19 protein-coding genes are annotated in these 25,170 nt (G+C 53.5%); 9 read left to right on the top strand and 10 right to left on the bottom strand.

Annotated features, from left to right (window positions below; translation table 11 throughout):
• Nucleotides 1-87: 87 nt before the first annotated feature.
• The 3 genes from ABIE10_RS09685 (at nt 88) to foxA (ending at nt 5,161) form a co-directional block, all read left to right on the top strand.
• Entirely contained in the window at nt 88-1,668 is a 1,581-nt protein-coding gene (locus ABIE10_RS09685; protein WP_141874884.1) for a methyl-accepting chemotaxis protein, read from the top strand.
• Nucleotides 1,669-1,947: 279 nt separating this feature from the next.
• Nucleotides 1,948-2,931: a helix-turn-helix transcriptional regulator gene (locus tag ABIE10_RS09680; RefSeq protein ID WP_032931274.1), complete on the top strand. Its 984-nt coding sequence runs from the start codon at nt 1,948-1,950 to the stop codon at nt 2,929-2,931.
• 121 nt (nt 2,932-3,052) lie between these two features.
• Entirely contained in the window at nt 3,053-5,161 is a 2,109-nt protein-coding gene (gene foxA, locus ABIE10_RS09675) for a ferrioxamine B receptor FoxA (protein ID WP_103847871.1), read from the top strand.
• Between the two features lie 106 nt (nt 5,162-5,267).
• On the opposite strand, the gene ABIE10_RS09670 is transcribed toward foxA, so the two are convergent.
• From ABIE10_RS09670 to ABIE10_RS09655, 4 genes are all read right to left on the bottom strand, one after another.
• Nucleotides 5,268-5,777 (bottom strand): hypothetical protein, encoded by a 510-nt coding sequence (locus ABIE10_RS09670; protein ID WP_223307927.1) that lies wholly within the window; start codon nt 5,775-5,777, stop codon nt 5,268-5,270.
• A 183-nt stretch (nt 5,778-5,960) separates the two neighbouring features.
• Nucleotides 5,961-7,055 (bottom strand): 4Fe-4S binding protein, encoded by a 1,095-nt coding sequence (locus ABIE10_RS09665; RefSeq protein ID WP_049282028.1) that lies wholly within the window; start codon nt 7,053-7,055, stop codon nt 5,961-5,963.
• 219 nt (nt 7,056-7,274) lie between these two features.
• Nucleotides 7,275-8,663 carry a diguanylate cyclase gene (locus ABIE10_RS09660; RefSeq protein WP_429155415.1) on the bottom strand — a complete coding sequence of 463 codons (1,389 nt, stop codon included), beginning with the start codon at nt 8,661-8,663 and terminating at the stop codon, nt 7,275-7,277.
• A gap of 79 nt (nt 8,664-8,742) precedes the next feature.
• Entirely contained in the window at nt 8,743-9,375 is a 633-nt protein-coding gene (locus tag ABIE10_RS09655) for a LysE family transporter (RefSeq protein ID WP_259685210.1), read from the bottom strand.
• A 273-nt stretch (nt 9,376-9,648) separates the two neighbouring features.
• Between ABIE10_RS09655 and yahO the strand changes: the two genes are divergently transcribed.
• A complete protein-coding gene (yahO, locus tag ABIE10_RS09650; protein ID WP_016151944.1) occupies nt 9,649-9,924 on the top strand; it encodes a DUF1471 family periplasmic protein YahO in 276 nt (91 codons plus the stop codon).
• Between the two features lie 32 nt (nt 9,925-9,956).
• Here yahO and prpR read toward each other — a convergent pair whose 3' ends face one another.
• Complete coding sequence (gene prpR / locus ABIE10_RS09645; protein WP_046275626.1) at nt 9,957-11,567, bottom strand: propionate catabolism operon regulatory protein PrpR; 1,611 nt, start codon at nt 11,565-11,567, stop codon at nt 9,957-9,959.
• 251 nt (nt 11,568-11,818) lie between these two features.
• On the opposite strand from prpR, the gene prpB reads away from it, so the two are divergent.
• From prpB to prpE, 4 genes are all read left to right on the top strand, one after another.
• On the top strand, nt 11,819-12,700 hold the full coding sequence (gene prpB / locus ABIE10_RS09640) for a methylisocitrate lyase (protein ID WP_016151946.1): 882 nt from the start codon (nt 11,819-11,821) through the stop codon (nt 12,698-12,700).
• An 80-nt stretch (nt 12,701-12,780) separates the two neighbouring features.
• Nucleotides 12,781-13,950 (top strand): bifunctional 2-methylcitrate synthase/citrate synthase, encoded by a 1,170-nt coding sequence (prpC, locus tag ABIE10_RS09635; protein WP_429155412.1) that lies wholly within the window; start codon nt 12,781-12,783, stop codon nt 13,948-13,950.
• Between the two features lie 38 nt (nt 13,951-13,988).
• Entirely contained in the window at nt 13,989-15,440 is a 1,452-nt protein-coding gene (locus ABIE10_RS09630; protein ID WP_016155798.1) for a bifunctional 2-methylcitrate dehydratase/aconitate hydratase, read from the top strand.
• Nucleotides 15,441-15,479: 39 nt separating this feature from the next.
• Nucleotides 15,480-17,366, top strand: a complete 1,887-nt coding sequence (gene prpE, locus ABIE10_RS09625) for a propionate--CoA ligase (protein ID WP_016155799.1) — start codon at nt 15,480-15,482, stop codon at nt 17,364-17,366.
• A gap of 44 nt (nt 17,367-17,410) precedes the next feature.
• Here prpE and ABIE10_RS09620 read toward each other — a convergent pair whose 3' ends face one another.
• The 4 genes from ABIE10_RS09620 to ABIE10_RS09605 form a co-directional block, all read right to left on the bottom strand.
• Nucleotides 17,411-17,683 (bottom strand): YceK/YidQ family lipoprotein, encoded by a 273-nt coding sequence (locus ABIE10_RS09620; protein WP_104651286.1) that lies wholly within the window; start codon nt 17,681-17,683, stop codon nt 17,411-17,413.
• Nucleotides 17,684-17,838: 155 nt separating this feature from the next.
• Entirely contained in the window at nt 17,839-19,092 is a 1,254-nt protein-coding gene (locus ABIE10_RS09615; RefSeq protein WP_046275623.1) for an MFS transporter, read from the bottom strand.
• 52 nt (nt 19,093-19,144) lie between these two features.
• Complete coding sequence (locus tag ABIE10_RS09610) at nt 19,145-22,228, bottom strand: beta-galactosidase (RefSeq protein WP_429155409.1); 3,084 nt, start codon at nt 22,226-22,228, stop codon at nt 19,145-19,147.
• Between the two features lie 121 nt (nt 22,229-22,349).
• Complete coding sequence (locus ABIE10_RS09605) at nt 22,350-23,432, bottom strand: LacI family DNA-binding transcriptional regulator (RefSeq protein ID WP_141874889.1); 1,083 nt, start codon at nt 23,430-23,432, stop codon at nt 22,350-22,352.
• A gap of 164 nt (nt 23,433-23,596) precedes the next feature.
• On the opposite strand from ABIE10_RS09605, the gene ABIE10_RS09600 reads away from it, so the two are divergent.
• Nucleotides 23,597-24,205 (top strand): class I SAM-dependent DNA methyltransferase, encoded by a 609-nt coding sequence (locus ABIE10_RS09600; protein ID WP_053390018.1) that lies wholly within the window; start codon nt 23,597-23,599, stop codon nt 24,203-24,205.
• On the opposite strand, the gene ABIE10_RS09595 is transcribed toward ABIE10_RS09600, so the two are convergent.
• Entirely contained in the window at nt 24,202-25,152 is a 951-nt protein-coding gene (locus ABIE10_RS09595; protein ID WP_080860319.1) for a GlxA family transcriptional regulator, read from the bottom strand. The genes ABIE10_RS09600 and ABIE10_RS09595 overlap by 4 nt on opposite strands.
• Between the last annotated feature and the right edge of the window lie 18 nt (nt 25,153-25,170).

Raw genomic sequence — 25,170 nt, 5'->3', positions numbered from 1 at the left:
ATTAATCATTTTACAGGTTAAGGTATTGCGTGATGTGTCGATAACAATTAAGTCGTAGAGGATTTTTATTGTTATGGAGATGTTTAAATGTTAAAGAATATGAGAATTAAAACCAGCCTGTTATTATTGCTGTTGTTATTTACCTTCATGCAGTTCTTTTCCAATGGGTTTGAGTTGGTTGATCTCAAAGGAAATCAAAAAAATACGTTATTACTACATAACATCATTAAGGAGCAGGATACCCTGCATAAGGTCGTTGAGGCTGTTTATAAGGTCAGAAGCGTTCGTGATAATATTCAACAACATAATGCGACCGATGCCCGACAGACAGTGAATCAAATGCAAGATCAGATGGCGTATGCCAGAAAACAGTTCGATATTTTCTGGGGTATTCCTGGATTGACGGCTGACGATCCGCAAATCGGTAAAGTCATCAGAACGGCTTTTGAGCAACAAATGAATGCTGAGCAAAAGTCTATTGATACATTAAATCAGATGCTTTCCAGCAACAGTATTATTAATGCACAAGAAAATGCTAATGCGGAACTGCTCGCGGCTCGCAAAAATTTCGATAACGAAGTGACGAATTATTACAAATCAACAATGCTGATTGGTGAGAAGATCGTTGCACAAACACACGTTCAGTTTAATACCTCGATCCTGAAAGTATCCGTGATCCTGGTCATTACGGTACTTATCTTCTTTATCTGTAATTTCTGGTTGAACCGGACCATCATTCAGCCTTTAAAAATCGTTTCTGAACATTTTGCGCGGATTGGTAAGGGCGATCTCAGCCATCCTGTTAAGGTATCGGGTAACAATGAAATCGGCGTACTGTGCTTAAATTTGCATAATATGCAAAAAGGCCTGCGGGAGACTGTCAGCACTATTCGCGATGGCGTTGAGTCTATTAATATCGGTATGCAGGAAATTGCTTCCGGTAATTCCGATTTATCAACCAGAACGGAACAGCAGGCTGCGGCAGTCGTTGAAACGGCGGCCAGTATGGAACAGATTTCAGTCACAACAAAAAATAATACTGATAAGTCACATCAGGCATCCGTCATGACCAGCGAAAGCACGGAAATGGCATTGCGTGGCGAGCGTTTAATGAGTGATATGGTTGAGAAAATTCACCTGATCAGCCGTAATGCGCAAGGCGTGAACGAAATATCCAATGTTATTGATAGTATTGCTTTTCAAACCAATATCCTGGCATTAAACGCGGCGGTGGAAGCTGCACGCGCTGGTGAGTCCGGGCGTGGGTTTGCCGTTGTGGCGAGTGAAGTCCGAACGCTTGCCCAGCGCAGCGCCTCCTCGGCGAAAGAAATCAGTGAACTGGTTGCCAAAGCGGCAATTAGCGTTAAGGAAGGGGTAGAGATAGCCGAAAACAGTGGCGCCATGATGGCGGATATTGCGAAGGCAATACGCAACATTAATGTCTTAATGGAAGATATCTCTGGAGCCTCAGGGGAACAGAGTCGCGGCATCGAACAGATCCGGGTTGCGGTAACGCAAATGGAGCAAGTGACTCAGCAAAACGCCTCGCTGGTTGAGGAGATAGCCGCCACGACAGGCAGTGTGGAAGAGCAGTCGGCAATGCTATCCCAGGCTGTGGCGGTGTTCCAGGTGGAAGAAAACCAGCCTGAAATTCAGCATAATAAGTAGAGTACAAACTCGGCGGGTATCGTGGTGCGTTTGACGTGCCCGTTTATGACAGTGAGAAAGGTTGAGCTGCATATGGCTCACAGACCGCAGCTCATCAGGTGTCAATGTTGCCTGATGAGCTGCGCGAGAAGAATATCGGGAATGACGTTCTCCAGCGCGATATGAAATCGCATACATCATATTGATAATAATTCTCATTATTATTGTTGTGTTGTACAGGTAATGGTAATGTTGTTTCAGTTATCAACCGTTAATCCCATTTCCTGTGCAGAAGACAGCATGAACAACACCACCGCCCTGAATACGTCCAGACGCGTAGCCCGCACCTTCTCCGTCAGCGAGTTTATGGATTTTGGTGAGCGTTACGGGATCGATTACCGCTTTCCTCTGCTGGCGCAAAAGCCGGATTTGTCGTCTTGCAGCCCCGTTCTGCAGGGTGAGGTTGAGGAGATGACGCTCCCCTGCGGGATGTGTGTCACGCACTCTGATGTGCAGGTGCTACAACCCTACGAAACCACCTCCCGCCACAGCAGTCCTCTGTATATGCTGGTGGTTCTGGAAGGCTGCGTCATCCTGACGCTCAACGGGCAGGAGCATGTGGTGCGTTCCGGGATGGCGTTTAGCTCACGCCTGAGCGAGCATCAGACGATGCGTGCCCGCCATCATGCTGACTGCAAACTGCGCACGTTATCGCTCGGTCTGTATCCCGACGGCGCGTGGCGCACGGGGTTGCTCGAATCATTGATGCGTGAGTGGGAAAGATGCGAAACGCCGACGCTTATCTGGCAGGTGCCGGGATTTTTACTCAGCGGCCTGCAGTATGCGCAGCGGAGCACGATCGGCCATGTTTCTCGCCAACTGATGCTGGAAGGGCTGATATTACAACTGTTCGGCCATGGCCTCAGCGTGTGTCAGGTCGAGAGTGGCAAGCGGCTTGCGGCAAGCGGTGAACAGCAGCGGCTGGAGGTCGTTCGTCGTCTGCTGGAGCAGAGTCCCGAGAATGACTACACCCTCAATGCCCTGGCCCAACGCGCGGCGATGAGCCCCAGCAGCCTGCGCAGCAAGTTCCGTGCGGCCTATGGCTGTTCCGTCTTTGACTACCTGCGTGATTGCCGTCTGGAACGCGCGCGCGGCTATTTACTGGAAGGATACAGCGTACAGCAGGCGGCCTGGATGTCGGGTTATCAACATGCTACCAACTTCTCCACCGCTTTTCGGCGTCGTTACGGCTTTTCGCCTGGCGATGTGCTCAAACTTTGCTAATCCATTTTTACGTTTTTCGCACGTGCCTTCCCGACAATTTGGCACTGCGCATAGGCAACCTGGCATCCTGCATAGCTATCTCCGTTAGCAAAAAGGTAATAATTCTCACTTACAATTAGACATGCCTTTGGAGATATTCATGTTCGCGAAGACTCGGTTGGCGCTAGTGGTGGGATGGGTGACCGGTAGCGTGGCTTTTCCTCTGCTGGCGCAGGAAACAACAAAAAACGATACGGTGGTTGTCACCTCGCAAATGCAAAGCGGGGCCACGAAGCTCGCCACGCCGGATCTTGAAACGCCTCAGTCGGTATCGATCATTACCCGTGAACAGTTTGAAGAGCAGGGCGCCACCAGCGTGCGCCAGGCCGTGAGCTATACGCCGGGGGTGTACAGCAATCAGATTGGTGCCTCCAACCGCTTTGACTATATTGTGCTGCGTGGTTTCTCGGATGGTAGCCTGGACAACGTCTATCTCGATGGCCTGAAGATGATGGGGGACACCAACTCACACAGCTCGCTGGTGGTCGATCCGTGGTTCCTCGAAGATATCGAAGTGGTACGCGGCCCGGCTTCCGTACTGTATGGCCGTTCTTCTCCGGGCGGTATTGTCGCGCTGACATCACGTAAGCCGTCGTTTGATGCCGGCGGAGAAGTGAAACTGTTTGCTGGCAACAATAACCAGCGCGGCGCGGCGTTTGACGTCACCGGGGCGCTGGATGATAACGATCGCGTGGCGGCACGACTGAGTGGAATGACGCGTTACGCGGACTCGCAGTTTGGCCCATTGAAGGAAGAACGTTATGCGCTGATGCCAAGCCTGACCTGGCGCATCACCGACCAGACGCGTCTGGATCTGATGGCTTATCTGCACCGTGACCCGGAAGGCGGAAGCCACTCCGGTCTGCCGTATGACGGCACCGTGGTTCCACATTACGGGCAAAAGATCTCCAACACCTTTTACGAAGGCGAGGATGATTACGACAAATACGATCGCCGTGAAAACATGGTGGGCTACAACGTTGAGCACCTGTTTGATAACGGCTGGTCGGTGCGGCAAAAACTGCGCTACCTGCATACCGACGTTGAGCTGAATCAGGTGTATGCGGCGGGCTGGCTGAATGAAACCGAGCTTAACCGCGGCTACTCCGGCTCCGATGAAAAAATGTCAGCGATTACGCTGGATAACCAACTCGACGGCAGCTTTGATACCTGGCAGGTCAACCACCGTGTGCTGGTGGGGATCGACTATCAGGATCGCAGCAACAATACCACCGGTTACTACGGTGCATTCCCGCCGATTGACGCCTTTAACCCGGTATACGGCGCGCAGCCTGATTACATCAACATGTATGCGCGTGAGAAGCACAAGCTGCGCCAGACAGGCTACTATTTGCAGGATCAGATGTCATGGGATCGCTGGCGTATTACGCTCGGCGGTCGCTACGATCAGGTGAGCGTTTCTAACATTGATAAGATCAACGATACCCGTAGCGATCTGGACAAAAACAACTTCAGCACCCGTGCTGCGCTGCTCTATTTGTTCGATAACGGCTTTGCGCCGTATGTGAGTTATTCCACCGCCTTTACGCCAACCAGCTTTGCCGATGAGAACGGCAATCTGCTGGAGCCGATGAAAGGCAAGCAGTGGGAAGCCGGGCTGAAATATGAGCCGGAAGGACTCAACAGTCAGTTCAGCGCGTCGGTATTCCGTATCAATCAGACGAATATTGCCACCAAAGAAGAGCCGACCGATCCGTACCGCTCGATTGGGGAAATTGAGTCTGAAGGGGTAGAGCTGGAGGCCATTAGCCAACTGACGGAGAGCTTCCGTCTGCAGGCGGCGTATACCTATACCGACATTCGCTATAAGAAAAGCAGCCCGGAAGAGCAGGGTAAGCGCGCAGTGTACGCGCCGCGTAACCAGGCCAGTACCTGGCTGAGCTACGATGTGAAAAGCGGTCCGCTGGATGGCCTGACGCTGGGCTCAGGCGTGCGTTATGTCAACGGTATTGCCAGCGATCGCCTGAATACTCACACTCTGCCGTCCTACACGCTGGTGGATATGGCAATTGGCTACGACTTAACGAATATCGGTATTAAAGGGTTGAGCGCTCAGTTGAACGTCAACAACCTGACCGACAAGCGCTACGTTGCAGCTTGTAATTCGCTCTCATACTGCTACTTCGGTGCCGAGCGCAGCATTGTCGGCAGCGTTTCATGGAAGTTCTGAGTATCGTTTTTTAGCCGGATGGCGGCGCTGGCGTCTTATCAAGCCTACAGATGCGTGCAAATTGTAGGCCTGATAAGCGCAGCGCCATCAGGCTGGGGGATTGCGGTTATTGCGTAAAACCGTTTTGCATACAGATCTGCGCGCTGGTTCTCAGGGTAAAGGCGACTTTGTCTGGGTACTGGCTGTAATAGTTATGCTCTTCTTCCAACCCTTTCGCCTGCGCCAGACGTACCGTTTCCAGCGAGCAGGTACGGTAGATCAGGTCTTTATTCATATTGGTCTGCTTTTCACGCTGTTTATCTGCGGACAGCGCCAGCCAGCTCTCGGACAGCGAGTAATCGTAGACCACCCGATTTCCTTTCGCCTGCACATTTTCAATGGTAATGAACTCGTCGATTTTCAGTCTTGGCTGCCCACGCATTTTTTTCTTATCTTCTGCTGCGGCATATTGGGCCAGCGCATTAATATCCATGCCTGCTATTTTCTGTTTATAGATATCGACATAAGCAGCGGGCTGCTGATAACGCTGAGCGTAAGCGTTTCTTAATTCTCCATCGCTCACCGTACAACCCGCCAGAAACAGAGGTAAAAGCAGCGCCAGTTTTATTTTAGTCATGATGTTATCCCGTTCATTATTGTGGTCCCAGTCGCCCATAACATAATAAAAAAATGATTACGGGTGATATTTAAGGTTGTATAAACGGGGGCACGATGACACAAGTGCAATAGTCTTAAAATGGCGTTACAGGCAGGAAACCCTGCCAGAATTGGCAGGGGTTTTGAACATACTGGTAAAGAATTAATGGCCGATCATTTTTGCTTTCGGGATCAACTGGAAATACAGGTGATCCGGCACCGGCGTATCCCAGACGTTGGCATATACCGCATAACCAATGGTGGCAAACAGAATCCCCAGCACCAGTATTGTCATGGCAATACCCGACAGTGCCGTTTGTCGCCATAACGCTTTACCGCTGCCTTTTGCACCCGGCGGTGTCTGCAGGGAAAAGCTCAATGTTGAAGCCACCGGACAGGATTCAACACAGGTCATGCAGCCAGTGCATTCCACAGTACGCACCTGAATCAGTCTGTCGACCGGGATTTTCGATGGGCAATTTTTCGCGCATTTCCCGCAATCAATGCAACTGTCGGCGTTGCGGCGGATTTTAAACGGCGAGAACAGCGAGAACAGACCAAGCAGTGCGCCGTAAGGACACAGATAACGACACCAGGCGTTGCGAATAAACAGGCTCAGGAGGCTGATAACCACCACGGAGATGAGCGTGGCGGAGCCAATATGGCGAAAGAAATCGAGCATCTTCACATCGATGATGATTCCATAGGCTGACGTCAGAAAGTACTGAATCCCCTGGGCGGGCATCGACAGGGCGATATACAAGAAAAACCCCAGCAGCAGATACTTCAGGCTGAGCAGCGGGATATCCAGCCAGCGCGGCAGCGTAAAGTTACGACCGAATAATTTTCTCCCCAGATTACCGAGCAGTTCGGAAAGCGTTCCCACCGGGCATAACCATGAACAGAAAGCTTTTTTTAACAACAGGCTAATCAGGATAAACGCAACTAACAGCAGCATAGAGGCGGCATGGATGGGCGGAAGAAAACCGGTCTCTAGCGTATAGCGGAAATTCATCAAACCCGCTATCGGCAGCCATCCCTCAATACCGCCGGGCCTTGGAATATAAACGCTGGTGCCGGCGGTTTCGAAATAGCGGACCCAATACCAGAACGCCACGCCAATATAAATATTGATAGCCAGCAGGAGAAACTGGGTGGCTTTTCGCCAGCTGCTGGCGTTGCGCCAGTCATTCCACGGCAGTTTGCCCCCGGTCGTGCCTGGGCGGCGCTGCCAGCGCGTTCTCATCTTCCTGTTCATGGTTTTATAGTATCCCTCATATTTCCCTTTCTGCATTCAGAAGGCGTCATCACCGGGATATGCTAGCGCTATTCAGATTTGGTGTATTTGATTTGCATCTTATTACGCGGCTGTTATTTTCTTCATGCCAATATGCCTGAAAAATAATAACAGCCCGATATTTATCACAGGTCAGATAAATACCCTGAACGGGGTATTTATTTCTCTGCAGGGCAACGGTTATTCCTGATAAACCTCAACGCGGTCGCGGCCATTACTTTTCGCCAGATAAAGTGCACGATCGGCTTTATCAACCAACTGTTTATAGTCGGGATGATAGTCATATTCGGCAATACCAATACTGACGGTAATAGAAAACGTTTCTGTCGCTGAGGCTGCCATGCGCATCTCGGCAATTTTCATACGCAGCGTTTCCAGAATAATACTGGCCTGTGTTTCATCTGACTCGACGAGCAGAATCATAAATTCTTCGCCACCGTAGCGGAACACGTAATCGCTGCTGCGGATATGATCGTAAATGACCGCTGCGACGTTTTTGAGCGTCAGATCGCCAGTATTATGCCCGAAGTTATCGTTAATTTGCTTGAAGTAGTCGATATCCAGCATCGCCAGGGTAAAAGGCTTACGCGTATGTAACGCCAGCGAGATCTCGCGCCGCATGATGGTCGGAATAAAGCGGCGATTAAGCAACTGGGTCAGCGAATCTTTACCATTTTCCTGCTTAACCAGCGCGTCGAACATTGAGGCGAGCAGGAAATGGATTTTTGCCGATAGCTGGCGTACATCCTGCAATAAGCTCATCCGCTCGGGTTCTGTCGGCTGATGCTGATGCGACAGGGTTGTTGTCAGACGACTGTCGATCTCTGCAATCAGTGATTCCATCTTATTCAGCAGATTGCTGTTGCCGAGGATATGTTTTCCCTTATGTGATAACCACATACCGAAGTCAGAATTCGCCAGAAACACTATCTCACCGAAAGGCATTCCGGTGGCGATGTTATAGATAAACTGGTTTTCCCAGTCGGTAAACGAACGGATTTGCCGCTCGCGCTCGACGTTAACGTCATCGTAAATAGTCTGTAGACGGTACTGCTCCTGCGTGTGCATAGAGTTTTGAAAACTGGGGGAATAGGAGACCGTCATGGCCTCCAGCGCAGTATCCATTGCCAGACTGCTGAAACAGATAGCATCGCTCAGCAGGGCGGGAGTGGAATCCGCCTTTGTTTTTAACACCCTGTACAGCTCATCTTTCAGCTTGCGCGCGCCGCGGTTGACCAGATCGATGGGCAGACCGATACGGGCATGCACCACACCAATTTTGCGCTGTTTGGCCAGCAGTTGTGAGAGATCTTCGTGGGCGCTGCCAAGTACGCTGCGCAGCCAGTCAAACATGCTGCCGCTGAGGCGGGTACTGACCTGTTCTGTATTGAGGAACAATGCGCTCTCCGCATGGGAGAGCATATAGTCATAAAAAACGGATACTAAATGGCGGATCTCTTCATCGCTTAACGATGTCAGGAGCGTGTGAACTTCAGGCGATGTTTGACGTAACAGCGCCTGCCATTCTGTAAGGAGTAATGTGTCGTTTACCGGTTCAACCTGTTCCATCTTACTGCCACTCAACGTGCGATTAAAAATTCAGGCGGTATTACGGACAATTACCTCACGATGGTCAAGTTAAACTCTCTTATCGATAGCTAATACCTTCATAAATAAGCCTGAGCGCGAAGACACCAATAATGGCGCCAATCACCCGGCTGGCAACCCGTTGGATTCGGCCATACGCACGGCGCACGGCGGGCAACGAAAACGCCTGGCTGAGAAAAATACGCCAGATAACGGAAGACAACACAATGCCTGCCCAAGCCATCAACCTGGCCCACGTTGGCGTGTCTGCGCTTAAGGTGACCGAGAATATACTAATAAAAAACAGCACGGTTTGCGGATTAGATAAATCCGTTAATAAACCACGGCGGAAAAACACATACCAGGGGGCGGAAAGCGGCTGCTGTAGCGTTGGCATTTGCGGTGTCGCCTGATGCCGGATGCTGTTCCAGGCGAACCACAGCAGATAGGCGCCGCCGACAATCTTAATCAACGAAAAAATCTCTTCACACTGAGTGATAAGCGTCGCCATGCCAAAGAGCCCGAGGCCAGAGTAGAACGCATCGCCTAAGGCGACGCCCAGACCGGTTATCACGCCCGCGCGTCGTCCTGACGCCAGGCTGGTTTGCACCACCACAAACAGGTTCGCGCCGGGGTTAAAAAAAGTTAAAACAAACAGGCTGACGGTGAGTACGACGGCGTGCAGAGGTTCCATAGACAACAATTCCTCAGATTCTCATAAAGTTAACACTATAATTTCAGTGCGCTGCCTGTTCTGAGGATCAACTCACACTGGCTATTGAAACTTTGAACAGGTTGACGCATTGCTACCCGGTGACCGGTTTTTTCTGCGCCGCAAAATCTCTATATATTCCTGCTGAATGTGGATTTTTTATCCAGGCTGGACTAGTTATTAATCATCCTTGAATCGCGTTATGTAATGTTCAGGGATCGATGATGGCGTAATAACAAAACCTGGAGCTGGTCTATGAAAACTGGAATTAAAGTACTTATTGGTGCATTAGCTTTTGTCGTGACCAACGCATATGCCGCGGAATTTATGACAAAACTTGAATTTGAAAAGGTTGAGTCGCAGTACACAAAAATCGGTGATATCTCAACGAGTAATGAAGTTTCTGTCTCAGACGCTAAAGAAGAGCTGCTGAAGAAAGCAGAAGAGAAAGGGGCCGATGTGGTGGTATTAACCTCCGGTCAAACGGATAATAAAATCCATGGCACAGCCAATATCTACAAGAAAAAATAATACGCTACTGTAAAAATCACGATACCCGCCGGTCATTGTATCGGCGGGTTTTCTTTTAATCTGCGCCAGAAGGTGGTTCGGCTTACCCCGAGATATCGTGCAGCCGCGGTTTTATCGCCATTGAATTGCGCCAGCACCTGCTGCGGCGTGAGCGATGAGGATACCTGCGGCGCGTCAGCAGCAACGGCCAGTTCCGGTAACAGCTGCTGCAGGAATTGTACGTTCAGCTCCGGCTGCGGCTCGACGCTTAAAAACAGCGCCAGGCGCTCCATCATATTACGCAGTTCACGGATATTCCCAGGCCAGCCATAATTCAGTAACGTCGGTTGACTCAGACCCAGCCCCTTGCGCACAGGTTCAGAAAACGGCACCTCCAGTTCCGCCAGCGACTGTTTTAAAAAGCCTTCCGCCAGCGGCAGGATATCGGGCAATCGCTCGCGTAGCGGCGGTAGCGTGAGGCGCAAAATACTCAGGCGATAAAACAGATCGGTGCGAAATTCTCCCTGTTTTATCTCCTGCTCCAGATGACAGTGGGTGGCGCTAATCACCCGTACATCGACCGGAATCGGCTGATGTCCACCGACACGGGTGACCTCTTTTTCTTCCAGCACGCGCAGCAGTCGGGTTTGTAACGGCAGCGGCATTTCGCCTATCTCATCAAGAAACAGCGTTCCGCCGTGGGCGATTTCAAACAGACCCGCGCGTCCTCCCCGACGGGAGCCGGTAAAGGCGCCATCCTCATAGCCGAACAGCTCCGCTTCCAGTAATGATTCGGTGATTGCCCCGCAGTTGACGGCAACAAACGGCGGCGAAGGTTTACCGCGCCGGTTCTCCTGACGGGTGAAAAACTCACGATGAATTGCCTGCGCCGCCAGTTCTTTGCCCGTGCCTGTTTCGCCCTGAATCAGCACCGGTGCACGCGAACGGGCATAAAGCATAATGGTGTGCCGCACCTGTTCCATCTGTGCCGAGTGACCGCGCATATCCCCCAGCGCATAGCGGGTGCGCAGCGTATCGCCGGAAACGTACGGACCGTTTCTGCGCAGCGTCAGACGAGTCATATCGAGCGCATCGACAAAGGCCTGGCGCACGGTGGCCGCCGAATAGATAAAGATGCCGGTCATGCCTGCTTCTTCAGCCAGGTCGGTAATCAACCCCGCGCCGACGACCGCCTGCGTGCCGCTGGCCTTCAGCTCGTTGATTTGCCCACGGGCATCTTCTTCCGTGATATAGCTGCGCTGTTCAAGCTGCAAATTGAAGGTTTTTTGAAAAGCGAGCAGCGCGGGGAGGGTTTCCTGATAGGTAATGACGCCAATCGACGAGGTGAGCTTTCCCGCTTTGGCCAGCGCCTGTAGCACGTCAAACCCGCTGGGTTTAATCAGGATCACCGGAATAGATAAACGGCTTTTCAGATACGCCCCGTTGGAACCCGCGGCAATGATGGCATCACAACGCTCGGTGGCTAACTTCTTGCGGATATACGTCACCGCTTTTTCAAAACCAAGCTGAATAGGGGTGATGGTTGCCAGGTGGTCGAACTCCAGGCTGATGTCGCGAAACAGTTCGAACAGGCGCGTGACCGAAACGGTCCAGATAACCGGTTTGTCGTCGTTCACCCGCGGCGGAAGATGCGTATCAGCCATAACCATCCTAAAAAGTAAGGCACCGAGTATTAGGGTTTAGTTGTGTTTCATGAATGTTGCAATGAAACGTGAAGGAACGTTTCATGAAACGATAGCTGACACGCTTTTGTGCAATAAAGATACAAGGATTTAATTTAATATATTGTTTTTAAAGGTAAATATATAAATTAATTAAAAATTAAGGTCTTTGGCATACCCCTTGCTTTAAATAAATCAACGAACGATAACAAGTTGATAACAAAGGACGGGATATGTCTCTACACTCCCCAGGGCAGGCGTTTCGCGCCGCGCTCAGCAAAGAAAACCCATTACAAATCGTTGGCACCATCAACGCCAACCACGCTCTGCTGGCCCAACGCGCCGGATATCAGGCGATTTATCTCTCCGGCGGCGGCGTCGCGGCTGGGTCTCTGGGTCTGCCGGATCTTGGTATTTCTACCCTTGATGATGTGCTAACCGATATTCGCCGCATTACTGATGTTTGCCCGCTGCCATTGCTGGTGGATGCGGATATCGGTTTTGGATCGTCAGCCTTCAACGTGGCGCGGACCGTGAAGTCGATTTCCAAAGCCGGTGCCGCCGCGCTGCATATTGAAGATCAGATCGGCGCCAAACGCTGCGGCCATCGCCCGAACAAGGCGATCGTCTCGAAAGAAGAGATGGTCGACAGGATCCGCGCCGCCGTGGATGCGCGTACCGATCCCAACTTTGTGATCATGGCGCGGACCGATGCATTGGCGGTGGAAGGGTTAGAGGCCGCCATCGATCGTGCCCAGGCGTACGTCGAAGCAGGCGCGGATATGTTGTTCCCGGAAGCCATTACCGAGCTTGCCATGTACCGTCAGTTTGCCGATGCGGTACAGGTGCCGATCCTCGCCAACATTACCGAATTTGGCGCTACGCCACTGTTCACCACCGATGAACTGCGCAGCGCGAACGTCGCGATGGCGCTGTATCCACTGTCGGCCTTCCGCGCCATGAACCGCGCTGCGGAAAAGGTTTACAACGTGCTGCGCCAGGAAGGAACGCAGAAGAGCGTTATCGACATTATGCAGACGCGCAACGAGCTGTACGAAAGCATCAATTACTACCAGTTCGAAGAGAAACTCGACGCGTTGTATACCAAGAAGTAACCGTCGTAGGCCGGATAAGGCGTAGCCGCCATCCGGCAATAAATTTGTACCCTACATATTATAAAAATGACGAGGACAACATGAGCGACACAACGATCCTGCAAAATAGTACCCATGTCATTAAACCTAAAAAATCGGTTGCGCTGTCAGGCGTCGCCGCCGGAAATACCGCGCTGTGTACCGTAGGAAAAAGCGGTAACGACCTGCACTATCGCGGCTACGATATTCTCGACCTGGCGCAGCAGTGTGAATTTGAAGAAGTCGCGCACCTGCTGATCCACGGGAAATTGCCCACCCGTGATGAGCTCACCGCCTATAAAAGCAAATTAAAAGCGCTGCGCGGGCTGCCCGCAAACGTGCGTACCGTTCTGGAAGCGCTGCCTGCTGCCTCGCACCCGATGGACGTGATGCGCACCGGCGTCTCCACGCTGGGCTGTACTTTGCCGGAAAAAGAAGGGCATACCGTCTCCGGCGCACGCGATATTGCCGATAAGCTGCTGGCATCGCTCAGTTCTATTCTCCTGTACTGGTATCACTACAGCCATAACGGCGAGCGTATTCAGCCGGAAACTGACGATGATTCCATTGGCGGCCACTTCCTGCATCTGCTGCATGGCGAAAAGCCGTCGCGAAGCTGGGAAAAAGCGATGCATATTTCGCTGGTGCTGTACGCCGAACACGAATTCAACGCCTCCACCTTCACCAGCCGCGTGATTGCAGGGACCGGATCCGATATGTATTCCGCGATTATCGGTGCGATTGGCGCACTGCGTGGTCCGAAACACGGCGGGGCGAATGAAGTATCGCTGGAGATCCAACAACGCTACGAAACGCCAGACGAAGCGGAAGCGGATATCCGTAAACGCGTTGAAAACAAAGAAGTGGTGATTGGCTTTGGTCATCCGGTTTACACCATCGCCGACCCGCGTCATCAGGTGATAAAGCGCGTGGCGAAACAGCTTTCTCAGGAAGGCGGTTCGCTGAAAATGTACAACATCGCCGACCGTCTGGAAGACGTGATGTGGGAAACGAAAAAGATGTTCCCCAACCTCGACTGGTTCTCGGCAGTCTCCTACAACATGATGGGCGTCCCGACTGAAATGTTCACACCGCTGTTTGTCATCGCCCGCGTCACCGGCTGGGCGGCGCACATCATTGAACAGCGCCAGGACAACAAAATTATCCGTCCTTCCGCCAACTACACCGGCCCGGAAGATCGTGTCTTTGTCGCGATAGATCAGCGTTGCTAATGCAAAACCTCTAAATATAAAAAACAGGAACCCTTGTTATGTCTGCACATATTTCGAACGTCCGCCCGGAATTTGACCGTGAAATCGTTGATATCGTTGATTACGTCATGAATTACGAGATCACTTCGACGGTAGCGTATGACACCGCGCATTATTGCCTGCTTGATACCTTAGGCTGCGGCCTGGAAGCGCTGGAATATCCGGCCTGTAAAAAACTGCTGGGGCCGGTAGTCCCAGGGACTGTGGTGCCGAACGGCGTGCGCGTTCCGGGCACCCAGTTCCAGCTCGATCCGGTGCAGGCGGCGTTTAACATCGGCGCGATGATCCGCTGGCTGGACTTTAACGACACCTGGCTGGCCGCGGAATGGGGGCATCCTTCCGATAACCTCGGCGGCATTCTGGCTACGGCTGACTGGCTGTCACGCAATGCGGTAGCGGTGGGGAAAGCGCCGTTAACCATGAAAAAAGTGCTCACCGGAATGATTAAAGCCCATGAAATTCAGGGCTGCATCGCGCTGGAAAACTCTTTTAACCGCGTCGGTCTCGATCACGTCCTGCTGGTCAAAGTGGCCTCCACGGCGGTGGTCGCCGAGATGCTTGGCCTGAACCGGGATGAAATCCTCAACGCGGTGTCGCTGGCGTGGGTTGACGGGCAGTCGCTGCGTACCTATCGCCATGCGCCAAATACCGGCACGCGTAAATCCTGGGCGGCTGGCGATGCAACTTCGCGAGCGGTACGTCTGGCGCTAATGGCGAAAACCGGTGAGATGGGGTATCCGTCTGCGCTGACGGCGAAAACCTGGGGCTTTTATGACGTCTCTTTCAAAGGCGAATCGTTCCGCTTCCAGCGCCCGTACGGCTCTTATGTGATGGAAAACGTGCTGTTTAAAATCTCCTTCCCGGCCGAGTTCCACTCGCAGACTGCGGTAGAGGCGGCGATGACGCTGTACGAGCAGCTACAGGCTGCAGGAAAAACGGCGGCGGATATCGAAAAAGTGACCATTCGTACGCACGAAGCCTGTATCCGCATCATCGATAAAAAAGGCCCGCTGAATAACCCGGCGGATCGCGATCACTGCATCCAGTATATGGTCGCCATTCCGCTGCTGTTCGGGCGTTTAACCGCGGCAGATTACGAAGACGGCGTGGCGCAGGACAAACGCATTGATGCCCTGCGCGAGAAGATCAACTGCTTTGAAGATCCGGCCTTTACAGCCGATTACCACGATCCTGAAAAACGCGCCATCGCGAATGCCATCACCCTGGAATTCACCGACGGCTCACGTTTTGAAGAAGTGGTGGTGGAGTACCCAATCGGCCACGCGCGCCGTCGTAACGACGGGATGCCGAAGCTGGTCGAGAAGTTCAAAATCAACCTGGCGCGTCAGTTCCCGACCCGTCAGCAGCAGCGCATTCTGGATGTCTCCCTGGACAGAACTCGCCTGGAGCAGATGCCGGTCAATGAGTATATGGATTTGTTTGTTATCTGAAACCCGACTCATCAGGCGTAAGTTCAACAGGAGAGCATTATGTCTTATAGCGAGTTTTATCAACGTTCTATTACGCAGCCGGAGTCGTTCTGGGCCGAGCAGGCCCAGCGTATTGACTGGCAGCAGCCGTATACGCAGGTACTGGACCACAGCAATCCGCCGTTTGCCCGCTGGTTTTGTGGCGGGACGACCAACCTGTGCCATAACGCCATCGACCGCTGGCTGGAGAAACAGCCCGAGGCGCTGGCGCTGATTGCTGTGTCATCAGAAACCGAAGAAGAACGCACGTTTACCTTTCGTCAGTTGTATGACGAAGTGAATGTTGTGGCAGCGATGCTGTTGTCGCTCGGCGTACAGCGCGGGGATCGGGTACTGGTTTATATGCCGATGATCGCCGAAGCGCACATTACGCTGCTGGCCTGCGCACGCATTGGGGCGATCCATTCGGTGGTGTTCGGTGGTTTTGCTTCGCACAGCGTGGCGGCGCGCATCGACGACGCCCGACCGGTGGTTATCGTTTCGGCGGATGCCGGGGCGCGCGGCGGCAAGATCCTGCCCTATAAAAAGCTACTCGATGATGCGATCGATCAGGCTCAGCATCAGCCGCGTCATGTGGTGCTGGTCGACCGCGGTCTGGCGAAAATGGCGCGGGTGGAGGGGCGTGACCTCGACTTTGCCGCGCTACGCCAACAACATCTCGGCGCACGGGTGCCGGTTGTCTGGCTGGAGTCGAACGAAACGTCCTGCATTCTCTACACCTCCGGGACAACCGGTAAACCGAAAGGCGTCCAGCGCGACGTTGGTGGCTATGCGGTCGCGCTGGCGACCTCGATGGACACCATTTTCGGCGGCAAAGCGGGCGGCGTGTTCTTCTGCGCGTCGGATATCGGCTGGGTGGTTGGGCATTCCTATATCGTGTATGCCCCGCTGCTGGCGGGGATGGCGACGGTGGTTTACGAAGGGCTGCCAACGTATCCGGACTGCGGCGTATGGTGGAAAATTGTTGAGAAGTATCAGGTCAGCCGGATGTTCTCGGCCCCGACCGCCATCCGCGTGCTGAAAAAATTCCCGACCGCGCAAATCCGCAATCACGATCTCTCCTCGCTGGAGGTGCTGTATCTGGCGGGTGAGCCGCTGGACGAACCGACCGCCAGTTGGGTAACGGAAACGCTGGGCGTCCCGGTTATCGACAACTACTGGCAGACTGAATCCGGCTGGCCGATTATGGCTATCGCCCGCGGGCTGGACGACCGACCGTCGCGGCTGGGCAGTCCTGGCGTGCCGATGTACGGCTATAACGTGCAGTTGCTCAATGAGGTGACCGGTGAACCTTGTGCGGCGAACGAGAAGGGGATGCTGGTGATTGAAGGGCCGCTGCCGCCGGGCTGTATTCAGACTATCTGGGGGGATGACGCGCGGTTTGTGAATACCTATTGGTCACTGTTTTCCCGCCAGGTGTACGCCACCTTTGACTGGGGCATTCGCGATGCCGATGGCTATTACTTCATTCTAGGCCGTACGGATGACGTGATCAACGTGGCCGGACACCGGCTGGGGACGCGCGAGATAGAGGAGAGTATTTCCAGCTATCCAAACGTCGCCGAAGTGGCGGTAGTTGGCGTGAAGGATGCGCTGAAAGGGCAGGTGGCGGTCGCGTTTGTTATTCCAAAACAGAGCGACAGTCTGGAAGACAGCGACATTGCCCATTCGGAAGAGAAGGCGATTATGGCGCTGGTGGACAGTCAAATTGGTAATTTTGGTCGTCCGGCGCACGTCTGGTTTGTGTCGCAACTGCCGAAAACACGCTCCGGCAAAATGCTCAGACGGACGATTCAGGCGATCTGCGAAGGCCGCGATCCTGGCGATCTGACGACCATTGACGATCCCGCATCCTTGCAGCAAATCCGTCAGGCGATCGAGGAGTAACGTCGTGTGATGCCCGGTGGCGCAATGCTTACCGGGCCTACGTGTTAATCAACTTTCTTATACGGCCCGTGATAGTAATCAAACGGCGCATAAACCGTATCGGCCACGAACGATAACGGCACATCAACGAATAACAGCGCTAAATCGAAATAGTTATAATCGTAAGCGCCCGGGTTTTTTAGTTTATCAATATCATGGCGCATTCCCACGTAATACGTATCTGAATCCTCGCCTTCCGTGCGCGCATCAATGCTGCCACATCCTGTAAGTAATACGCTGATAAAGAGCGTTGTTACCGCAACCGTCTTTTTGCTCATGCTATGACCTGGCTTCTCGCCCCGTTTTACCATAACGATAAAAAAGCGGCGTGTTGTCCTCGGAACTTAAACCACCAGGTCAGGACTCATCGTGTGAGGATGGCACATCGAAGGCCGGATAAACCACGTGAGTGGTGTATCCGGCAAAGAGGCTTTTACAGCGTGACGCTTTCGCGACGACGCAGCAGAGAAAACGGCCCCGGTCCACTTAGGGTAAATACGGAAATCAACGTGAAGCTTAGCGCAATTATCCCCAGCACCAGATACGCCCCCTGGAAACCAATACTCTCATACATTTTTCCGGCCAGAACTGACATGAAAATCATTGCTAACTGTTTGAAGAAACAGAAGCACACCAGGTAAATTGTGGCCGAGAAGCGCACTTCAAACTGACTGGTGATGTATTTGAAGCAACCGACGATCAGGAATGGTATTTCAAACATATGCAGCGTTTTGAGAATGACGACCTCCAGCGCAGAGGTAGCGAAGGAGGAGCCGATGATCCGCACCGACATTATCGTACCGGCCAGCAGCAGGGCGTTCTTTCCGCCAATGCGGTTCACAATCAGGGGCGCAAAGAACATGATAGAGGCATTAAGTAATTCCCCCATGGTTGTGACGTAGCCAAACACACGGGTACCCTGTTCGCCGGTGGCAAAGAACGAGGTAAAGAAGTTGGCGAACTGCTGGTCAAACACATCATACGTACAGGAAACGCCGACCACGTACAGGGAGAGGAACCAGAGTTTCGGTTGTTTAAATAACTCCAGCGCCAGCTTCAGACTGAATGCCGAGTTGTTGGCGCCTACCGCATCCGCAACTTTTGCAGAAGAGGGGACATCTGTTTTTGAAAAGAGCAGCAGCAATGCCAGAATGACCGCACAGCCTGAACCTAACCAGAAGACAAACTGGTTATTGATGGTGAACATAATCCCGGCAATCGAGGCGCACAGCGCCCAGCCCACGCAGCCAAACATGCGCGCGCGACCAAATTCAAAATTGCTTCGGCGGCTGGCTTTTTCAATATAGGCTTCAATCGCCGGAGCGCCGGCATTGTAGATAAAGCCAAGGTAAATCCCGCCGACAATCGAACCCAGTAAAATATTAACCTGTAATAACGGGCCAAAGACGTAAATAAAGAACGGGGCAAACATTACCAGCATTCCGGTAATTACCCACAGCAGGTGTTTACGCAGGCCAAGCTTATCGGAAAGCAGTCCGAAAACAGGCTGGAATAATAATGAAAATAGTGAAATACAGGCGAAAATGATCCCGGTGTCACCTTTACTGATATGGTTTACATCGTGTAACCAGATAGGGAAGAAGGGGAAATAGGCACCCATAATGAAAAAGTAAAAGAAAAAGAAGAAGCCGAACATCCAAAAGTTAGTGTTTTTCAAATAATACATAATGGACTTCCTTACGATGAATGCGGGCAGGGGGGAACCTGCCCGATTATTATTATTTTTGACCCCAGACCAGCTGGTAGTGGTAGCGTCCGGCACTCAGCAGGAACTCTGGTGAAACGGAAGGACTCCAGGAGTCGTCACCGCCCACGCCCATATGGAAGCCATCAATATTGACCCAGGTACCTGCCTCCGGTTGCAGCAGATGGCGGTGGCTGGTTTCCATCAGTTGCTTCTGGCTAAAGCGGCTGATGTTGAACAGGAAGTCCCCTCGCCATTGATGCGCGCCGTAGCGTAGCTCACGCGTGTTGCAGCGCAGACCGTTTTCGCCAGGGAAAACATACGGGGTGTACATCTCATCAAGTGACAAATCCCAACGATCAAAACAGGCGGCGCTCAGGCGATCCGGGTAGTTCTCATGTGGGCCGAGACCTAACCAGTTCACGCGCTCAGCGACCTGCGCCAGCTGGCAGCTCAGGCCGATGCGGGCCGGATGTGGCGTGCCGCTGGCGACGTCGACATCCACCGTTATCTGCATCTCACCATTGCCGTCAATACGGTAGCTTTTTCGGCTGACGAACAGCGTTTCGCCCTGATACTGCCACGCATGTTCGGTGGCGATCAGTACCGCATTGCTTAGCGTGTCGGCAGCACAGTGCAGTAACGTTGCTTCGACCAGATAATGACCGGCGGCTTTCCAGCGTTCGACCCAGGCGTTAGGGTCGATGCGGGTTGACTCGCTCACGCCGATGTCGTTGTCCAGCGGCGCGCGGGTGAACTGGTCAGTAAGCGGGGTTAACAGCTGGGCTGCGTCGCCAATCCAGTACTGTGTCAGCAGGCCAGACTGACGGTCGAATTGCCAGCGCTTGTCGTTGATCTCAACAGTAAAGGTGTTTTCGCTCACGTTCAGCAGTGGTGCGGTACGGGCAGTTGGCCGTGGCGCCAGGCTGAGTTTCTCTTCCAGCTTCCATTGCTGCCAGGCGCTAATGTGCCCGGCGTCTGACCATGCGGTGGCCTGAGGTTGCTCTACGCGTACCGTTAGCCATAACTGGCCGGCGGTTTCCGGTAGCGGGACATCTGGCAGGGTAATCACCTGGCGACTCTGTGGGGCGATATCCAGCACGATTTCTCCGGCGGCCAGCGGGTTGCCATCCTGGGCAATCGACCAGTGCAGAACTTCGTTATCGCTGTGGCGGAACAGATATTCGCTGGTTATTTCAATCTGGCGTTTGGGTCCCGGCAGCAGTGTAAACTGGAAAAACTGCTGCACATGTTTGGCCTCGTATAATGCCGGATGCGGGGTGCGATCGGCGAACACCAGGCCGTTCATGCAAAACTGACGATCGTTAGGCGTGTCGCCAAAATCACCACCGTAGGCAGACCATGCCTTGCCGTTCTCATCATATTTAATCAGCGACTGATCTACCCAGTCCCAGACAAACCCGCCCTGTAGGCGCGGAAATTGACGGAACGCTTGCCAGTATTTGGCGAAGCCGCCAAAACTGTTGCCCATGGCGTGGGCGTATTCGCAGAGGATCAGCGGACGCTGCTCGCCGGGCATCGACAGCCACTTTTTAATCGACCATTTGGGTACCGCAGGGAAGGGCTGATCCTGATCGACGCGGGCGTACATTGGGCAAATAATGTCGGTCGCTGTGGTATTTGCGCCGCCGCCTTCATACTGTACCGGGCGGGACGGATCTTCTGATTTTATCCAGCGGTAGAGCGCGTCATGGTTGGCGCCATGCCCGGATTCATTGCCCAGTGACCAGATGATGATGCTCGGGTGGTTGCGATCGCGTTGCACCATGCGCGTGACGCGCTGGCTCATGGCTGGCAGCCACGCGGGATCGTCGGTGAGGCGATTCATCGGCACCATGCCGTGGGTTTCAATGTTGGCTTCGTCGACCACATACAGGCCGTAGCGATCGCACAGGGTGTACCACAATGGATGGTTCGGGTAATGGGAGCAGCGCACGGCGTTAAAGTTGTTCTGCTTCATCAGCAGAATATCCTGCACCATCGTCGCCTCGTCCATCACCTGACCGTTGACCGGATGGTGCTCATGACGGTTGGTGCCGCGAATCAACAGCGGCTTACCGTTGAGTAACAGCAGGCCGTTTTCAATACGAACCTGACGAAAGCCGACATCACAGGCTTCCGCTTCAATCAGCACTCCGTCAGCGGTACGTAACTGGACCACAGCGCGGTACAGATTAGGCGTTTCGGCACTCCACAGCGCCGGGTTTTCGACGTTCAGACGCAGGGTAACCCGATCATGATAAGCGCCGCGTTCATCAATAATTTCGCTGCCGAGCAGGGAAGTCGTTTCGTGAGTGAGCGTTTCACCGTCCCACAATTGCAGGGTGACGCGTAAATCTTCGCTCTCGTTGTCCGCCACTCTGACTTCTGTTTCCAGCGTGGCGCGGCTGAAATCGTCGTTAAAACGGGTGTTAATGCGCAGGTCGCGGATTTGCGTAGTGGGCTTATGCAGCAAAGATACATCGCGAAAGATCCCGCTCATGCGCCACATGTCCTGGTCTTCCAGATAACTGCCATCGCTCCAGCGCAGCACCATCACAGCCAGGCGGTTTTCGCCTGGCAGCAGATAATCGCTAAGATCGAATTCAGACGGCAGGCGGCTGTCCTGACCGTAGCCAACCCAGCGACCGTTGCACCACAGATGAAACGCGGAATTCACCCCGTCAAAAATAATGCGCGTCTGACCTTCATCTAACCACGCGTCTTCGATACTGAATGTGAGCGAGTAACATCCTGTCGGATTCTGCGCTGGAACGTACGGGGGGTTAACCGGGATCGGGTAGGTGACGTTGGTATAAATTGGCGCGTCGTAACCGTCCATCTGCCAGTTAGAGGGGACGTTGATAGTATCAGCCTGTGGCAGATCGCTTGTCAGCCAGCTTTCCGGCACGGCCTCAGGCGCGGAAAACCAGGCGAACAGCCACTTACCATTCAGCGAGCGTAACTGAGTTGATCGCTGATTGGTGCGCGCATCATCCGCTGAGCGCCAGCTACAAAACGGCGGGTGCGCCTCCAGGCGGTTGAGCTGCGTGACGCCGGGATTTTCCCAGTCACGGCGGGCCAGTACAGCGGAGAGTGAATCTGTGTTCAGGTTCATAACGGTATCCTGTTTGAATTTGTTATTCGCTCACAATTTCAATCAAAATACGAATAAGCGATCCCAACTGTAAAGGATGGGGCGCTCAATGAGTGAACTGACTCACACAATTGTTATGCGTTCACAATTTGGGTGTGAGCTGCGAAATTTGCCGCGCTAGCTGGATCAGTGAGTCGGCCAGCACCTGGGGTGAGAGGGTTTGCGTATCGGGAGGCAGAACCGTATTGCGCTTAACCAGGGTTACGGGCAGCAGTTGGTTGCCCACGCTTGAGGTCCCACGGGGAAGTTGCAGCAGTCTGTCGACGCTGGTTTCACCCAGTAACGGAAAATCCTGCCTGATGGTGGTCAGTGGTGGGATGTAGCAGGCGCTGTCTTCGGTGTCATCGTAGCCGATCACCGAGATATCAACCGCCACGCGCAGACCGAACTCGCTGATTGCCCGCATCGCGCCCAGCGCCATTTGATCGTTAGCGACCAGCATGGCAGTGGGGAGATTACCACCATTAAGCATATGCAGCGTTTGCTGAAAACCTGACATCGCGCTCCAGTCGCCTTCCAGCTCCGCGGTGGGTTGCAACTGGTAGTGCGCCAGATATTTATGCCACCCCGCATGGCGAAGTCTTGCCGAAACCGAAGTGTGTGGCCCGCTCAGCAGGGCGATACGCTGATGCCCATGCTGCACCAGATGTTCAACGCCGAGACGTGCGCCGTCGTCATGGGAGAAAATCACGCTGTTAATTGGCGTCTGATCAGAGACATCGAGAAACAGTACCGGCACCGTACCGCAGGCGGTAGCCACGGCAATGGCGTCTTCTTCATCCAGCGGGTAGTTGATGATAAGCCCGGTTACGCGTTGAGAAAGCAGGTTGTGGACTGCGGCTTTACATGCCTCAACGCCGCTACGTTCGACCATGGCGATCACCACGCTGGCCCCGGACTGGTCGGCGCGGGATTTTATGGCGGCAACGATTTGCGAGGGGGCGTGCAGGGCAAGGTTCGCCGTCACGACGCCAATCAGCGGCGTCTGTTTGCCCGCCAGCTGCTGTGCGACGCGGTTGGGGATGTAATTGAGCTCCGCCATCGCGGCCTCAACTTTCTGTCGGGTTTTTGCGGAAACGTGGCTGGCCTGATTCACGACGCGCGAGACGGTCTGGTAAGAGACTCCTGCATGGTCTGCCACATCGTATAGCGTTACCGGTTTCACGTTTATCACCCCTGTCATGACGTTATCTGCACGCTATGATGCCACAGCGGGACGGTTTTGGGGTATTTGCGCATTGGTTCTGCGAGGCGCATTCCAGGGTTGCGGATCGTGTGCTGGAGGATTTATCGTCGTGATGCTTAACAGAATAAAAAAGTGAGGACATCGTGAGCGACTCTGCGGCAAACAACATTCTGTCCATCTACCAACGTCATGCGGAGGCCTTTGCCAGCCAGCGTTCACGCGCACTGTTCGAGAAAAGCTGGCTGGATAAGTTCATCACCGTGATGGGCGGACAGGGCAGCATTGTGGATATTGGCTGCGGCAACGGTCAGCCGATTGCTGGTTATTTTATTCAGCAAGGCTTTCCGCTTACGGGAATTGATGGTTCTGCGGCGATGCTGGCGCGGGCCCGGCACTCTTTTCCCGCACAGCGCTGGCTGGAGCAGGATATGCGCGAGCTGGGACTTAACGAGACTTTCGATGGTCTGATCGCCTGGGACAGCTTTTTCCATTTAACTCAGCAGGATCAGCAAAAGATGTTCCCGATTTTTGACCGACTCAGCCGTCCCGGCAGCGCGCTGATGTTTACCAGCGGGACGGAAAACGGTATCGCGATGGGGCAATTTGAGGGCGAACCGCTGTTTCACGCCAGCCTCGCGCCGGATGAATACCGCGCATTGCTGTCAGCGCACGGTTTTGTGGTGGTAGAGATGGTGATGGAAGATCCGCACTGCGCCGGGCATACCATCTGGCTGGCGCAAAAACGTGGCTAATCGCCGCGAAAGGTTTTACGCCATTCAGCCGGGCTAACGCCAAAGTGGGATTTAAAATGCTGCCGCCAGGTGATGGGCGACTGGAAACCGACCTGTTCGGCGATGCGTTCAACGGGTAACTGGCTGGACTCCAGCAGTATCTGACTACGGCGCAGACGCTCGGCAATCAACCATTCGGCCACGCTTGACCCGGTGGCCTTCATAAAATGACGGGTTAAAGTGCGACGGCTCATCATCACCCGCTGCGCCAGCTCGTCGAGATTATGCGGTTCGTGGAGATGCTGGCGCAAATAGTCGAGCAGGACGTTGATGCGCTGATCCTGGGTATTTTTCGCCACGGGTTGCTCGATAAACTGTGCCTGGCCGCCCTCACGATGCGGCGGCACAATCATCCGTCGGGCAATCTGATTCGCCGCCGTGCTGCCAAAACGCTGACGGATGACGTACAGACAGCAATCCAGTGCGGCGGCGGTGCCTGCCGAGGTAATTATGCCGTCGTCATCCACGTACAGCGCGTTAATATCCAGACGGGCTGCCGGAAAGCGCGCCTGAAAATCTTGCTCGAACTCCCAATGCGTAGCCGCCCGTTTGCCATCGAGCAGACCGGCATAGCCGAGGACAAATGCCCCCAGACATAGCCCGACAATCTGTGCGCCGTTTTGTCGCGCATGGTTGAGCGCATCAAGCAGGCTTTGTGGTGGACGATGTGCCGTGGTGCCCCAGTAGGGGAGCACCACGATGTCGGCGGCCTCCACCGCTTCATAGCCGTGAGCTGCGGTAATGGAAAAGCCATCCTGCGAGGAAACGATACCTGGCTGTTCGGCGCAAAGTTGCACCTCGAAGCGTTTCTTCGCCGCTACTTTGTCACTGAAAATGATGCACGGCACCGAGAAGTGAAACGGGCTGAAATCTTCCACGGCAACAATGGCGACGTTAAGCGGTTGCATACGATTCCTTTGTGGATA

Origin of the sequence: Citrobacter sp. 506 (assembly GCF_050434985.1) — a bacterium.
Lineage (GTDB): Bacteria > Pseudomonadota > Gammaproteobacteria > Enterobacterales > Enterobacteriaceae > Citrobacter > Citrobacter braakii.
Note: the sequence above shows the minus strand (reverse complement) of the source record. Positions and strands in the feature narration are given on the sequence as shown.